Source organism: Geodermatophilus sp. URMC 60 (assembly GCF_053502585.1).
The window spans coordinates 462,322-475,873 of the sequence record NZ_CP199958.1 but is presented as its reverse complement, the minus strand read 5'-3'; the positions used below and the strand labels follow the sequence as shown (position 1 = coordinate 475,873).

11 protein-coding genes are annotated in these 13,552 nt (G+C 74.9%); 6 read left to right on the top strand and 5 right to left on the bottom strand.

The annotated features are described in order from the left end of the window. Nucleotides 1-91 precede the first annotated feature (91 nt). Together purF and purM are read left to right on the top strand one after the other, a co-directional pair. Entirely contained in the window at nucleotides 92-1,645 is a 1,554-nt protein-coding gene (gene purF, locus ACWIX3_RS02310; protein WP_448610466.1) for an amidophosphoribosyltransferase, read from the top strand. Next, the gene (gene purM / locus ACWIX3_RS02305) at nucleotides 1,642-2,703 is read left to right on the top strand and encodes a phosphoribosylformylglycinamidine cyclo-ligase (RefSeq protein WP_448610465.1); all 1,062 of its coding nucleotides are present in this window, start codon (nucleotides 1,642-1,644) and stop codon (nucleotides 2,701-2,703) included. The genes purF and purM overlap by 4 nt, the downstream gene beginning before the upstream one ends. Before the next feature lie 99 nt (nucleotides 2,704-2,802). Here purM and ACWIX3_RS02300 read toward each other — a convergent pair whose 3' ends face one another. Together ACWIX3_RS02300 and ACWIX3_RS02295 are read right to left on the bottom strand one after the other, a co-directional pair. Beyond that, nucleotides 2,803-3,030 carry a DUF3073 domain-containing protein gene (locus ACWIX3_RS02300; RefSeq protein WP_448610464.1) on the bottom strand — a complete coding sequence of 76 codons (228 nt, stop codon included), beginning with the start codon at nucleotides 3,028-3,030 and terminating at the stop codon, nucleotides 2,803-2,805. A gap of 690 nt (nucleotides 3,031-3,720) precedes the next feature. After that, on the bottom strand, nucleotides 3,721-4,044 hold the full coding sequence (locus ACWIX3_RS02295; RefSeq protein ID WP_448610463.1) for a hypothetical protein: 324 nt from the start codon (nucleotides 4,042-4,044) through the stop codon (nucleotides 3,721-3,723). 237 nt (nucleotides 4,045-4,281) lie between these two features. Between ACWIX3_RS02295 and ACWIX3_RS02290 the strand changes: the two genes are divergently transcribed. Next, nucleotides 4,282-5,058, top strand: a complete 777-nt coding sequence (locus tag ACWIX3_RS02290) for a GAF and ANTAR domain-containing protein (protein ID WP_448610462.1) — start codon at nucleotides 4,282-4,284, stop codon at nucleotides 5,056-5,058. A gap of 192 nt (nucleotides 5,059-5,250) precedes the next feature. On the opposite strand, the gene ACWIX3_RS02285 is transcribed toward ACWIX3_RS02290, so the two are convergent. After that, nucleotides 5,251-6,357: a Leu/Phe/Val dehydrogenase gene (locus ACWIX3_RS02285; RefSeq protein ID WP_448610461.1), complete on the bottom strand. Its 1,107-nt coding sequence runs from the start codon at nucleotides 6,355-6,357 to the stop codon at nucleotides 5,251-5,253. Between the two features lie 429 nt (nucleotides 6,358-6,786). Between ACWIX3_RS02285 and ACWIX3_RS02280 the strand changes: the two genes are divergently transcribed. Beyond that, on the top strand, nucleotides 6,787-8,145 hold the full coding sequence (locus ACWIX3_RS02280) for a M23 family metallopeptidase (RefSeq protein ID WP_448610460.1): 1,359 nt from the start codon (nucleotides 6,787-6,789) through the stop codon (nucleotides 8,143-8,145). An 82-nt stretch (nucleotides 8,146-8,227) separates the two neighbouring features. Here the strand turns inward: ACWIX3_RS02280 and ACWIX3_RS02275 are convergent, their stop codons facing one another. Beyond that, nucleotides 8,228-8,746: a hypothetical protein gene (locus tag ACWIX3_RS02275; RefSeq protein WP_448610459.1), complete on the bottom strand. Its 519-nt coding sequence runs from the start codon at nucleotides 8,744-8,746 to the stop codon at nucleotides 8,228-8,230. A 59-nt stretch (nucleotides 8,747-8,805) separates the two neighbouring features. Between ACWIX3_RS02275 and ACWIX3_RS02270 the strand changes: the two genes are divergently transcribed. Both ACWIX3_RS02270 and mftG read left to right on the top strand, forming a co-directional pair. Further along, nucleotides 8,806-9,672 (top strand): MBL fold metallo-hydrolase, encoded by an 867-nt coding sequence (locus ACWIX3_RS02270; protein ID WP_448610458.1) that lies wholly within the window; start codon nucleotides 8,806-8,808, stop codon nucleotides 9,670-9,672. 65 nt (nucleotides 9,673-9,737) lie between these two features. After that, nucleotides 9,738-11,393: a mycofactocin dehydrogenase MftG gene (mftG, locus tag ACWIX3_RS02265; protein ID WP_448610457.1), complete on the top strand. Its 1,656-nt coding sequence runs from the start codon at nucleotides 9,738-9,740 to the stop codon at nucleotides 11,391-11,393. Nucleotides 11,394-11,410: 17 nt separating this feature from the next. On the opposite strand, the gene ACWIX3_RS02260 is transcribed toward mftG, so the two are convergent. Beyond that, nucleotides 11,411-13,450 (bottom strand): transglycosylase domain-containing protein, encoded by a 2,040-nt coding sequence (locus tag ACWIX3_RS02260; protein WP_448610456.1) that lies wholly within the window; start codon nucleotides 13,448-13,450, stop codon nucleotides 11,411-11,413. Nucleotides 13,451-13,552: the final 102 nt, after the last annotated feature.

Below are 13,552 nucleotides of genomic sequence, written 5' to 3'. Positions count from 1 at the left end.
CCTGGAGGGGGCCGCGGATCCGGCCGGGCGGGGTGTCGAGGGACACCCCGCCCGGCCAGAACCGGTCAGCCGGCGCCGGTACCCTCGATGAGTGCCTCGCGGTGACGGACGGCTGACGCACGACCTCGATCCCCATTCCCCCGGACCCCAGGACGCGTGTGGCGTCTTCGGTGTCTGGGCGCCGGGGGAGGAGGTCGCCAAGCTGACCTACTTCGGTCTCTACGCCCTGCAGCACCGCGGCCAGGAGGCGGCGGGCATCGCCGTCTCCGACGGCGCCTCGGTCGTCGTCTACAAGGACCTCGGGCTGGTCAGCCAGGTCTTCGACGAGGCCACCCTGGGCAGCCTGCGCGGCCACCTCGCCGTCGGGCACACCCGCTACTCCACGACCGGTGCCTCCACGTGGGAGAACGCCCAGCCGACCTTCCGGACGACGGACGCCGGCACCGGGCTGGCGCTGTGTCACAACGGGAACCTCGTCAACACCGCCGAGTTGGCCTCCCGGGCCGCCGACGCCGGCGTGCGCGGTGCCTTCACCTCCACCACCGACTCCGACCTGGTGACCGCGCTGATCGCGGCCCGGCCGGACCTCTCGGTCGAGGCCGCCGCGATGGAGGTGCTGCCGCAGCTGCGCGGCGCCTTCAGCTTCACCTTCATGGACGAGAACACCCTCTACGCCGCCCGCGACCCGCAGGGCGTGCGGCCGCTGGTCCTCGGCCGGTTGGAGCGCGGCTGGGTGGTCGCCAGCGAGACGGCGGCGCTCGACATCGTCGGCGCCTCCGTCGTCCGCGAGGTGGAGCCCGGCGAGCTGATCGCCATCGACGAGGACGGGTTGCGCAGCCAGCACTTCGCCCCGGCCGAGCCCAAGGGCTGCGTCTTCGAGTACGTCTACCTCGCCCGCCCGGACACCACGATCGTCGGCCGCGGCGTGCACGCCGCCCGGGTCGAGATCGGCCGCCGGCTGGCCAAGGAGCACCCTGCCGACGCCGACCTGGTGATCCCCGTGCCGGAGTCGGGCACGCCGGCCGCGGTCGGCTACGCCGAGGCCTCGGGCATCCCCTACGGCATCGGCCTGGTGAAGAACTCCTACGTCGGGCGGACCTTCATCCAGCCCAGCCAGACCATCCGGCAGCTGGGCATCCGGCTCAAGCTCAACCCGCTGCGCGACGTCATCCGCGGCAAGCGGCTGGTCGTCGTCGACGACTCGATCGTGCGCGGCAACACCCAGCGGGCGCTGATCCGCATGCTGCGCGAGGCCGGCGCGGTCGAGGTGCACGTGCGGATCTCCTCGCCGCCGGTGAAGTGGCCGTGCTTCTACGGCATCGACTTCGCCAGCCGGGCCGAGCTCATCGCCAACGGCCTCGACGTCGACGGCGTGCGGGCCTCGATCAACGCCGACTCGCTGGGCTACGTCTCCGAGCAGGGCCTGATCGCGGCCACGGAGCAGCCGGTCACCCGGCTGTGCACCGCCTGCTTCACCGGCGAGTACCCGATCCCGCTCGCGGAGAGCGAGCTGCTCGGCAAGCACCAGCTCGAGGGCATCGGTCGCCGGGTCGGTCAGGACCGTGCGGTGAGCGGCTGGACCGGCCAGCAGGCCGGCAGCGCGTCGGTGTCCGGCGGTGCGGACGACGCGCTGACCCGTCCGTGAGCGACCACCAGCAGTTCACCTACGCCGCCTCCGGCGTCGACATCGACGCCGGCGAGCGGGCCGTCACCCTCATGCGGACGGCGGTGGAGGGCACCAACCGCCCCGAGGTCGTCGGCGGCCTCGGCGGCTTCGCCGGGCTGTTCGCGCTGGACACCACCAGGTACCGCAGGCCGCTGCTCGCCTCCTCCACCGACGGGGTCGGCACCAAGATCGCGCTGGCCCGTCAGCTGGACCACCACGACACCGTCGGCATCGACCTGGTCGCGATGGTCGTCGACGACCTGGTCGCATGCGGCGCCGAGCCGCTGTTCCTGCAGGACTACGTCGCCTGCGGGCGGGTGGTGCCCGAGCGGATCGCGGCGATCGTCACCGGCATCGCGACCGGCTGCCGCCTGGCCGGTGCCGCGCTGGTCGGCGGGGAGACCGCCGAGCACGGTGACCTGATGGCCCCGGACGACTACGACCTGGCCGCCACCGCGGTGGGCGTCGTGGAGGCCGACGCTGTGCTGGGGCCCGAGCGGGTGCGGGACGGCGACGCGGTGGTCGCGATGGCGTCGTCGGGCTTCCACTCCAACGGCTACTCGCTGGTGCGCCGCGTCGTCGCCGCGGCCGGGCTCGACCTGGCCGCGACGCCCGCCGGCCTGGACCGTCCGCTCGGCGAGGTGCTGCTCGAGCCGACCCGCATCTACGCGCTGGACTGCCTGGCGCTGGTGCAGCGCTTCGGCGTCGAGGGCGTGCACGCCTACGCGCACATCACCGGCGGCGGGCTGGCCGGCAACACCGCCCGCGTCGTCCCCGACGCGCTGGAGGCCGTGCTGGACCGCGACACCTGGGCGCTTCCGCCCGCCGTCGCACTGCTCGAGGAGCACGGCGTGCCGCGCGTGGAGTCCGAGCGCGCGTTCAACTGCGGCGTCGGCATGGTCGCCGCGGTCGCCCGGGACACCGCCGACGACGTGGTTGCCACCCTGGCCGAGCGCGGGGTGCCCGCGTGGGTCGCCGGCACCGTGGGCCCGCGCAGCAGCGGGGACGCGGCGCGCCTGGTCGGCGACTACCGCTGAGCTGCTGGGCGCCGTCCCGGGCCCACGGCGCACGACGACACCGCAGCACCCGAAGGGGTGGCGGTGTCGTCGCGTCAGCGCACGCCGATCAGGCGACCCTCAACGACTGGCGGCCCAGTCGTCGTCCGTGTCGTCGTCCGCCCAGCGGTCGGTGTACTCGTCGTCCTCGTCGTCGTCATCCGAGCTCGCCCGGGAGGGCGCGGTGTACGACGACGTCGGCGAACCGGCCAGCTCGCGCTGCAGCGCGGAGAGGTCGGTGTTCGGTGAGCTGTACTTGAGCTCACGGGCCACGCGTGTCTGCTTGGCCTTCGCTCGGCCGCGCCCCATCGGCTCGACCCCCTCGTTACGGAGTACGGGAGCCCAGCTCCGGGCTGGACGGCCCGCGTGGCGACCCCGACTGAGTGTCTCTGTCTCGACCGAGCTTACGACACGGATCGGCGACCGGCACGGGTCTCCCCCTGCTGTCGCCCGACCGGGTCCTCTCAGCGCGGCAGCCGGATGGTGGCCGGCCGGCCGACCGACGCTGTGCGCTCCTCGCCAGCCGGTCGGCGGCCACGGCGGGGGAGACGCCGTCCGCGTCGGCGACCCGGGACACCCGCAGCGCGACGTCGAAGATGCCGGTGGCGCGGGCCTCGGCGCGGTCGAAGGAGAACCCGTGCACGTGGTCCTCCACCTGCTGGACGTGCACAGCGTCGGGCAGCGGTCCTGTTCCGGGAAGCCCCGTGGTCATCGACTGCTCGAACCGTCGCGCCAGAGTCCGACGGAGCGGTTCGTGGACGAGACGGCTCCACTGGCCGCTGTTCGACCAGCGGAACCTCGGCCGCCGGAGGGAACGGTGCCTGCTCCGGTGACCTACCTCACACGGTAGTCCCGGGCGCCCGGTGCACACCACTCCACCACCGCCCGGACGCTGGAGCGGGACCCGGACGGGCCTCGGGTCGGCATGTCGGCGTCTCGCGCAGGATCCTGTCGACCTGTGCCGGCAGCGTCGAAAGCGGCTTGGCCCGCCGTGCCGGATCAGCGGTCGAGGGGGCCCTGGAGCAGGGAGGAGACCCGCTGGCGGGTGACGCCGAACAGTCGGGCGATCACGTCCATGGTCAAACCCTCACCGTGCAGGGCGCGGGCCTCGGCGCGTCGCCAGCGACTCCCGGCGTCGGCGAGCTGGGACAGGGTGTCGCTGATCAGTTCCACGATCAGCGGGCGCGGCTCGGCCGGCACGATGTCCCGGTAGGAGGCGCCGGCTGCTCGCTGATCCCGGATGTAGGCCGCGCGCTCGAGGATCTGCTCGCCATTGGCGATCATCTGGCGCGCGGTGGCGCACACCTCCTCCAGCGCCGTCATCGCCGGATCCTCCGAGGAGTCTGGCCGCCGCACTGTGTCTCCTGTCGGTTCGAGGCGACGCCGCCGCTCGGTGCTCGCGCTCCAGGATACTTCGCGCGCAAGACCCATTGCAGCAAGGCCCGTTGCAGCAGGGACCATTGCCGCAATGGCCAGTGCCGCAAGGCCTGTTGCGGTCCGGAGGGTCGCGTGCCACCGTCGGCTTGTCGCCAGTGGAAGCGGGGGCCTCGGAGGTGCCCGATGGTCGATCTCGCCCGGGTCATGTGCGACGTCGCCGCCCAGCTGCGCACCGGGCGGCATCCGCCGGTGGAGACGACGCTGGAGGCGATCACCGCCGCCGTCGTGGAGGCCGTGCCCGGCGCCGAGGACGCCGGCATCAGCTTCGTGGTCGACCGTTCCCGCATCGAGGCCCAGGCGCCCACCGGGGAGCGAGCCAGGGCCCTGGACACGCTGCAGGACCAACTGGGTGAGGGCCCGTGCTACGCGGCGATCCGCGAGCAGGAGACGGTGCAAGCCCCGGACGTGGCCACCGAGGACCGCTGGCCCCGCTTCGCCGCCGTCGCGAGCGAGCGCGGGGTGGGCAGCATGTTGACCGTGCGGCTTCACCACACCGCGAAGTCGACGCTCGGCGCGCTGAATCTCTACGCCAGCACCCCGCACGCCTTCGACGCCGACTCCGAGGCCATCGCGCGGATCTTCGCCGTTCACGCCGCGCTCGCGTTGGCCGCCGCCGAACGCGAGGAGCACCTGGAGGCGGCGCTGCGCAGCCGCGACCGGATCGGTCAGGCCAAGGGCATCCTCATGGAGCGGTACAAGCTCACACCCGAGCAGGCCTTCGCCGTGCTCGCCAGCATCTCCTCGGCCACCAACCGCAAGCTCAGGGACATCGCCGACGAGATCGCCACCACCGGCGCCATCCCCGCAGACCCACGCCACCGCCCGAACCACCGCCGGAGCGGGCAGCATCCTGACACCCCACTCACCGCCCTCGACCGGCCCCCGCAGCCACGCCGGTGACCGTCGAGTCCGGACCTGAGGATCGCTGCCGTCCGGCCTGACCGCGATGGCGCTCGGGTCAACCGTCGCCAACGGGTCCGAGTCCTGTGACGTGACCCTGGAGGTCAGCGTCACCACGCTGTTCTCCGGTCGACGTCGGCCGCGAGCGGAGCGGCGTGAGCGTCCGCAGGATGTCCGTGTCGAGGCGCCCGCTCACCAGTCACGCGACAGCCGAACGACCCGGAGCCGGCCGACGTCGGCCATCCGCTCCTCGGCCATCCGGTCGGCGGCCACCGCAGGGGAGACGCCTTGCTCCTCGGCTACCTGAAGCACCCGCAGGGTGGTGTCGAAGATGCGCTCCGTCTTCTCCTTGGCGCGCTCGAAGCTGAAGCCAGGCCTGCCGCTCAGGGGCAGTACCCCGGACAAGCCGTGGCGCTCGTCCTCGACCTGGATGACCCCGCCGGCGTTCACCAGGTAGTCGGGGGCGTACAGGATGCCGCGGCGCATCAGCTCAGCGGCGACCCCCTCGTGCGCCAGCTGGTTGTTCGCCCCGCCGCAGACGATCTCGGCCTCGAGCACCGCGACCGTCTCGTCGTCCAGCGCCCCGCCGAGCGCGCAGGGTGCGTAGACGTCGGTCGGCGTCCGCACCAGCGTCGCGGTGTCGGCGACGGCGTCCACCGCGGGGTGGCGGGCCAGCACCCGCTCGACCGCGCCGGCGTCGACGTCGGTGACCACCACGTCGGCGCCGTCCTCCACCAGCCGGTCGACCAGCCAGCTGCCGACCTTGCCCACGCCGGCGACCCCGACGGTGCGCCCGGCCAGCGAGGGCTTGCCCCAACGGTGCTGGGCGGCCGCCCGCATCCCCTGGAAGACGCCGTACGCGGTGAGCACCGAGGAGTCCCCGCAGCCGCCGTACGCCAGCGACCGGCCGTGCGCGAAGCGGGTCTCCCGGGCGACGACGTCGAGGTCGGCGTTGTACGTGCCGACGTCGCAGGCGGTCAGGTAGCGACCGCCCAGCGACTCCACGAAGCGGCCGTAGGCGCGCAGCAGTGCCTCGGTCTTGTCGATCTGCGGGTCGCCGATGATGACGGCCTTGCCGCCGCCGAGGTCCAGGCCGGCCAGGCTGTTCTTGTAGGACATCGCCCGCGAGAGCGCCAGGGCGTCGGCCACCGCGGCGTCCTCGGTGGCGTAGGGGTAGAAGCGGGTCCCGCCGAGCGCCGGCCCCAGCGCGGTGGAGTGGATCGCGATCACCGCCCGCAGCCCGGAGGCGGGATCGGAGCAGAAGACGACCTGTTCGTGACCGGAGCCGAGTACGTCCACACGGCGAGCCTAGGACGGCGCTGCCCGTGCGATCGGGTGCCCGGCACGGCCGGCGGTCGGCGCCGGCCGGTCGCGCCGCGGGTCGCGACCCCGGCGTGGTGTTCCTCACGCACCACCCGCACTACCGGACCGCGACCGGCCTCGGGTACCGCGTGAAGGACCAGGTCAGCGCGGAGGGCCGGCCCGGTCGAGGGCCGGCGGTGCCGGGCTCGAGGCGCCCACGGCCGGGCCGGTGCGCCCGCGGGACGAGAAAGGACGCGGCCAGCCCTCAAGGTCACCCGTCCGGGTGACGAGAACAGATGTGACAGGAGTGGGGTCGGTGCCCCGTGTGCCCGGAGTTGCCGCCGTGCCGCGTGGACACTTCCGAGCCCGGTGTGGCGGTGTCACGCTGCGCCAACCCCTACGCACCCCTCTTCCCCAGGGAGCGACATGCTGCAGAGCCGTCCTCGCCGGCGCACGTCCGGGACCGCGGTCCCGGCGCACCGCTCGCGCGCCGGGATCGTGCGCAGCCTGCTGGCCGGCGTCGTGGCCGGCACGGTGGTGCTGACCGGGGCCGCTCCTGCCGCTGCCGCCCCCGCACCGCCGCCGCCCAACCCCACCGACGAGCAGATCGGTCAGGCGCAGTCGGCCCAGGACGCCGCCGCCGCCGAGGTCGGCCGGATCGCCGCGCTCGTCGCGCAGGCCGAGTCGCAGCTCGAGGGCTACGCCGTCCAGGCCGAGGCGGCCGGCGCCGCCTACCTGGCCGCCGAGGAGGCCCTCCTGGAGGCCCAGGCCGAGGCCGAGCGGACGGCGGCGGAGCTGGAGGCCGCCACCGAGGCCGTGGACGCCGCCGCCGCCCGCATCGCCGGGTTCTCCCGCGACAGCTACATGAGCGGCAACACCCTCTCCACCGCCGCGGCCCTGCTCGACGCCGAGGGGCCCTCCGACCTGATCCAGCGGGCCGCGATGCTCGAGTACGTCTCCGCCAACCACCTCGACGTCCTCGGTCAGCTCGAGGTCGCCCGCGTGCGGCAGGCCAACGCCGACTCCGCGGCCCGCGCCGCCCGCGACCGGACCGCCGAGGCCGAGGCGGCCGCGGCCGCCGCGAAGGCCACGGCCGACGAGCAGCTGGCCGCCCAGCGCCGCGCCTACGACGAGGTCGCCGCGCAGAAGGCCGCCTACGACGAGCAGCTGCAGGCCGCCGAGATCGAGCTGCTGCGCCTGCAGGGCGCCCGCGACGCCTTCCAGGCCTGGCAGCAGCAGAAGGCCGCCGAGGAGGCCGCCGCCGCGGCGGCCGCCCGCCGCGCCGAGGAGGAGGCCGCCGCCGCGGCCGCCGCGGCCCGCGCCGCCGCCCGCAGCCAGAGCTCCGGGTCGGGCAGCGCCGCCGCCGGCTCGGGCGGCTCGGGCCCCTACGTCAAGCCGACCTCCGGCCGCACCTCCAGCTGCTACGGCTGGCGCTGGGGCGCCCTGCACGGCGGCGTCGACATCGCCGCTCCCATCGGCACGCCGATCTACGCCGCCCACTCCGGCGTCGTCGCGCGGGCCGGCACGGCCACCGGCTTCGGCTACGCCGTCTACATCCGCGGCGACGACGGCGCGGTCACCGTGTACGGCCACGTCAACCAGTACTTCGTCCGCGCCGGGGAGCGGGTCGTCGCCGGCGAACTGATCGCGGAGGTCGGCAACCGCGGCCAGTCCACCGGCCCGCACCTGCACTTCGAGGCCCACCCCGGCGGCGCCATGTACGGCGGCCAGGTGGACCCGGTGTCGTGGCTGCGCGCCCGCGGCGTGTCCATCAGCGGCTGCTGAGCAAGGACCCCCTGCCCCTCGCCACGCGCGAGCTGGCGGCGGGACCTCGGAGGGGCCACTGGGGCCCGGGACGGGGCCGGCGCTAGCTGGTGGGTGCGGCCGAGGTCAGACCGCAGTTGGCGACGACGTAGTCGGTGAGGGCCGTCTGCGCCGGGCCGAGCTCCTGACCGATCCGGGTCGACGCGTCGGCGTAGGCCTGCTGGCCCCCCGGCGTGCCGAGGTCGAGCGTGCCGGCGGTGTCGGAGAGCCGGCGCAGACCGTCGAGCAGCGCGGTCCAGTCGCCGGCGATCGCGGCCGGGGCCTGGACCTGCTCCAGCCTGCTGACGACCTCCGGCAGCCGGCCGGCGACGTCCTCGGGGGTGGCCGCCGCGAGGCTGCTCTGCACCTCGGTGAAGGCGCTGGTCATCTGCCCGCAGAACTCCTCGGCGGCCGGGTCGGGTGCCGCCGTCCCGCTCGCGGGGGCGGACGACGAGGGCGCCGGGGGCGGGGTGCTGGACGCGGCGGCCGGTTCCTCGTCCCCCGACCCGCCGCAGGCGGTGAGCAGGACGACGGCGGCGGCACCGGCAACGGCCGAGCGGAGCAGCGGAGCGAGGGAGCGCATGCGCCCGACGGTATCGGCCGGCCGCGCAGGGGCCGCCGGCCGCGGCTACCGTGCCCGACGTGAGGATCCCGGTCGACCCCCGCACCACCTGGGAGCTCCCGGCCCCCGGGGCGCTGCCGCGGACGGCGGACCTCGAGCCCCTGGTCACCCGGGTGCTCGCGCCGAACCCCTCGCCGATGACCCTCGACGGCACCAACACCTACCTGGTGGGCGGCCCGGGCAGCGGGCAGGCCGTGCTGGTCGACCCGGGGCCGGACGACCCGGTGCACCTGACGGCGGTCGAGGCGGCGCTGGCCGCGCGGGACGCCCGCTGCGTCGCGGTCCTGGTCACCCACCACCACGGCGACCACGCGGAGGCGGCGCTGCCGTGGGGGGCGCGGTTCGGCGCGCAGGTGGCGGCCGCCGACGCGCGGGTCGCCGGGCCCGACGGCCGGGTGCTGGAGCCGGGGGAGCGGCTGGCGCTGGCCGGGACGAGGCTCGACGTCGTCCCCACGCCCGGGCACACCGCCGACCACCTGGCCTTCCGGCTGGAGTCGGGCGCTGTCCTCGTCGGCGACCACGTGCTGGGCCGCGGGACGTCGGTGGTGACCCACCCGGAAGGTGACGTGCTGGCCTACCTGGCCTCGCTGCGCCGGGTGCACGACCTCGGCCCGAGCGCGCTGTACTGCGGGCACGGGCCGGAGCTGACCGAGGACCCGGGCGCGGTGCTGGACTTCTACCTGGCCCACCGGGCGTTCCGGGAGCAGCAGCTGCTCGCGGCGATGGTGCGCGGTGCCGGGACCGTCGACGAGCTGGTGGCCGACGTGTACGCCGAGGTGCCGCGGGAGGTGTGGCCGGCGGCGGCCCAGTCGACCCGCGCGACGCTGGCCAAGCTGGCCGCGGAGGGCCACGTGGTGCGCGAGGGCGACCGGGTGCGGTTGCCGTGACGGTGCCGTCGTCCGCTGCTGACCGGGGACGACGAGGCCGTGTCGAGCGAGGAGCGGATCGAGGCGTGGATGGGAGCACCTCCCGCTCGCGGGGGACAGGTCGGAGGACGGACGAGTGGGACGTCGTCGTGGTGGGGGCCGGCACGTCCGGCGCCCCGCTGGCGGCCCGCCTGGTCGACGCCGGACGGCGGGTGCTGGTGCTGGAGGCCGGCGCCGACCACGCCGCGCCCGAGGACTTCCCCGCGGACCTGCGCGACGCCGCCCGGATGGCCGCCGCCGTGCCCGGGCACCCGGCGAACTGGGACCTCACCGGGGTGCTCACCGAGGAGGTGACCTTCCCGGTCCCGCGGGGGCGGGTGGTCGGCGGGTCCAGCGCGCTCAACGGCGGTTACTTCGTCCGCGGCACCCGGGCCGACCTCGACGGCTGGGCCGCCGCGGGCAACGACCTGTGGTCCTACGACGCCGTCCTGTCCTCGTTCGTCCGCCTGGAGGCCGACCGCGAGTTCGGCCAGCGGCCCGGTCACGGCGCCGATGGGCCGGTGCCGGTCCGGCGGGCCCGGGACGGCCACCCGCTCGCCGACGCGCTCGGGTCGGCGGCCGCGGAGCTCGGCGCCCCCGACGAGCCGGACAAGAACGCCGACGGGCCGCCCGGCTGGGGGCCGGTCCCGCTCAACGTGGCGGACGGGGTGCGGGTCAACACCGCCATGGCCTACCTCTCCCCGCGCCGGGGGCACCCGGGGCTGACCGTGCGCGGCGGCGTGCACGTGCGCCGGGTGGTGGTCGAGGGCGGTCGCGCGGTCGGCGTCGAGACGGCGGACGGCGTGGTGCGGGCCGGCGAGGTCGTGCTGGCGGCCGGCGCCGTCGGCTCGCCGCAGCTGCTGCTGCTCTCGGGCATCGGACCGGCCGACGACCTGCGCGCACTGGGCGTGGCGGTGGTGGCCGACGTCCCCGGGGTGGGCGCGGACTGCACCGACCACCCCGACGTCTACGTCACCTGGCGGCCGGCCCGCAGGCTGCCGATGCCACGGGACCTGCACCCGCTGCACGGCGTCCTCAACGCCACCTCCGACGGCGCGGCGGTGCCCGGCGACCTCGAGGTGCTGCCCTGGCTCAAGCCGTTCAGCCGGGTGATGGTGCCCCGGACCTCCGTCGGCGTGGCACGGGCGCTGCGGCGGCCGGGGGCCACGCTGCGGGCGCTGCGGGGCGCCTCACCGCACCGGCTGCTCGACACCGCCCGGCGCCGCGACGACCTGTTCCTCGGCGTCGGGCTGCAGCGGGAGGACAGCCGCGGCCGGCTCACCCTGACCGGTTCCGACCCACACGTGCCGCCGCGGCTGGAGTACCGCTACCTCTCCACCGACTCCGACCGGCGGAGGATGCGGGAGGGGGTGCGGCTGGCGGCCGAGCTGCTGCGGACCGACGCGATGGACCCGCTGGTTGCCGAGCGGACCGGCCTGCCCGACGACGTGCTCGCCTCCGACCGGGAGCTGGACCGCTGGATCCGGCGCTCCCTGGCCACCGCCGTCCACCTCGCCGGGACCGCGCGCATGGGGCCGGACTCCGACCCCGGCGCCGTGGTGGACCAGCACCTGCGGGTCCGCGGGGTCGAGGGGCTGCGGGTGGTCGACACCTCGGTGCTGCCCACGGTCCCCTCGCGCGGGCCCGCAGCGACGGCGGTGGCGGTCGGCGAGCGCGCTGCGGAGCTGATGACCGGGGTCTGACGACACCCGGCCGACCCTCACCGGCCCGGCAGCGGCGGGAGCGGGATGCCCGGCGGCGGGAAGGGGACCGGCGCCTCGCGCGACAGGACCGGCAGGAACGCGTCGTGCCAGATCTGACCGCCGCGGCTGCCGCCGAACCCGCCGACGTCCACGTTCGCCGTCGGGTTGAACAGCATGACGCTGGCGGTGTACCGCGGCGTGGAGCCGACGAACGACACCGACGCGCGGTCCTGCGCGGTGCCGGTCTTGGTGGCGATCTGGTGGCCGGGGATCGCGGCGCGCCGGCCGGTGCCGTACGGCAGCGAGGAGCCGCTGACCATCATCTGGTTCACGGTCGTGGCGATCTGCGGCGACACCACCTCGGGCGTGCAGGAGGCGCCGGTGCCCAGCGGGCTGCCGTCCTCGCGGGTCAGCGGCCGCCCCTCCCGGTCGAGCACCTCGACGACCGGGACGGGGGTGCACCGGGTGCCGTTGGCAGCGAGCGTGGAGTAGGCGCTGGCCAGCGCGAGCGGGCTGGTCGCCTCCGGGCCGAGCGTGAACGACCCACGGTTCTGGGCGATGACCTGGTCGGCGACCGGGTCGAGGGAGGTCAGGCCCAGCCGCTGCGCCACCCGCACCGGCCCCTCCACGCTGCCGAGATCGTCCTCCAGGGCCACGAAGTAGGTGTTGGAGGACCGGACGATCGCCTCGTGCATGCTCAGCGTCGGCGGGAACGTGCCCTCGACGTTGCTGACCGTGTAGGGCTCCAGGCCGTTGCGGTACACCCGCGAGGTGTAGGGGTCGCTCGTGGTGATCGTGTGGGTGGGCGGGAAGCCGGCCTCCAGGGCCGCGGTGGCGACGAACACCTTGTACGTGGATCCCGAGCCCTTGCTGGCGACCACGTTGAGGTTGACCGACGACTCCGCTGGGTCCGCGGCGTCGAAGCCGTAGACCCGGTTGGCGCTCATGGCCAGCACGTTCCCGGTGCCCGGTTCGACCGCCGTGAACATCGCCGCCACCGGGTCGCCCATCGGCTGGGTGGCCAGGACGGCGGCATCACCGGAGCGCTGCAGGTCCGCGCGCATCGTCGTCCGGATGGTCAGGCCGCCGTCCTCCAGCTGCTCCTGGGTCATCCCCAGGGTGTCGGTGAGGTGGGACTGCAGGAAGTCGCAGAAGAAGCCCCCGAGGACGGCGCTGTCGGCGCAGCCGTTGGGCGGCGCCGGTGCCGGGTCGGTCTCCACCGGCTGCGCCGAGATCTCGGCGAGCTGCGCGTCGCTGACGTGGCCCTGGGCGTGCATCCGCTCGAGCACCACGTTGCGCCGCTGCCGTGCCTTCTCCGGGTCGACCAGCGGGCTGTCGGAGGTCGGCGTCTGGACCAGGCCGGCGAGCATGGCCGCCTGCGGGAGGGTGAGGTCGGCGGCGTCGACCCCGAAGTAGGCCTGGGCCGCGGCCTGCACGCCGTAGGCACCCTCGCCGAAGTACACGGTGTTCAGGTACCGGGTGAGGATCTCCTCCTTGGGGTACGTCTCCTCCAGCGCCAGGGCCAGCCGTGCCTCGCGCAGCTTGCGGCCCACCGTCTGCTCGGTGGCCGCCTGCCGGTCCTCGGGGGTGACGGCGGTCTGCAGCAGGGTCTGCTTGACCAGCTGCTGGGTGATCGTCGAGCCGCCCTCCTCGACGCCGCCGGAGCTCAGGTTGCGCACCAGTGCCCGCAGCGTGCCCTGCACGTCGAGACCGTTGTGCTCGTAGAAGCGCTCGTCCTCGATGTCGACCAGCGCCTGCTCCATGACGTCGGCGATCCGGTCGGCGCCGACCGGGGTCCGGTTGTTCCGGTAGTAGTACGTGACCACCGACCCGTCGGAGGCCAGGACGACGGTGTTGCCCGGTGGCGTGGCGTCGGTCAGCTCGACCGGCAGCGGGGCCAGCAGGGTGGCCGAGGCGCTGGCGACCAGACCCGGCCCGACCACCCAGGGCGCCAGCAGCGCCGCCAACAGCGCCCCGGTCAGGGGGAGGACCAGCAGCAGCCTGCCGAGCGCGTGCAGCCGCCGGTGAGAGGAGCCTGACCTGTTCGCCCGTGCCATGTCGCCTCGCCCCGCTCGAGCCCCGGCGTGCGGAGGAGCGCGACGCCGTGGGAGGAGCATTGCGCACGGCGACGGTCCGGAACACCCGGACGAGCGCGGGAG

What these genes read in the sequence shown, in the direction of transcription:
- ACWIX3_RS02295 (WP_448610463.1), bottom strand. Translation starts at nt 4,044, where the DNA reads ATGACGGCGCTGGAGGAGGTGTGCGCCACCGCGCGCCAGATGATCGCC.
- ACWIX3_RS02260 (WP_448610456.1), bottom strand. Translation starts at nt 13,450, where the DNA reads ATGGCACGGGCGAACAGGTCAGGCTCCTCTCACCGGCGGCTGCACGCG.
- ACWIX3_RS02300 (WP_448610464.1), bottom strand. Translation starts at nt 3,030, where the DNA reads ATGGGGCGCGGCCGAGCGAAGGCCAAGCAGACACGCGTGGCCCGTGAG.
- ACWIX3_RS02290 (WP_448610462.1), top strand. Translation starts at nt 4,282, where the DNA reads ATGGTCGATCTCGCCCGGGTCATGTGCGACGTCGCCGCCCAGCTGCGC.
- ACWIX3_RS02275 (WP_448610459.1), bottom strand. Translation starts at nt 8,746, where the DNA reads ATGCGCTCCCTCGCTCCGCTGCTCCGCTCGGCCGTTGCCGGTGCCGCC.
- ACWIX3_RS02280 (WP_448610460.1), top strand. Translation starts at nt 6,787, where the DNA reads ATGCTGCAGAGCCGTCCTCGCCGGCGCACGTCCGGGACCGCGGTCCCG.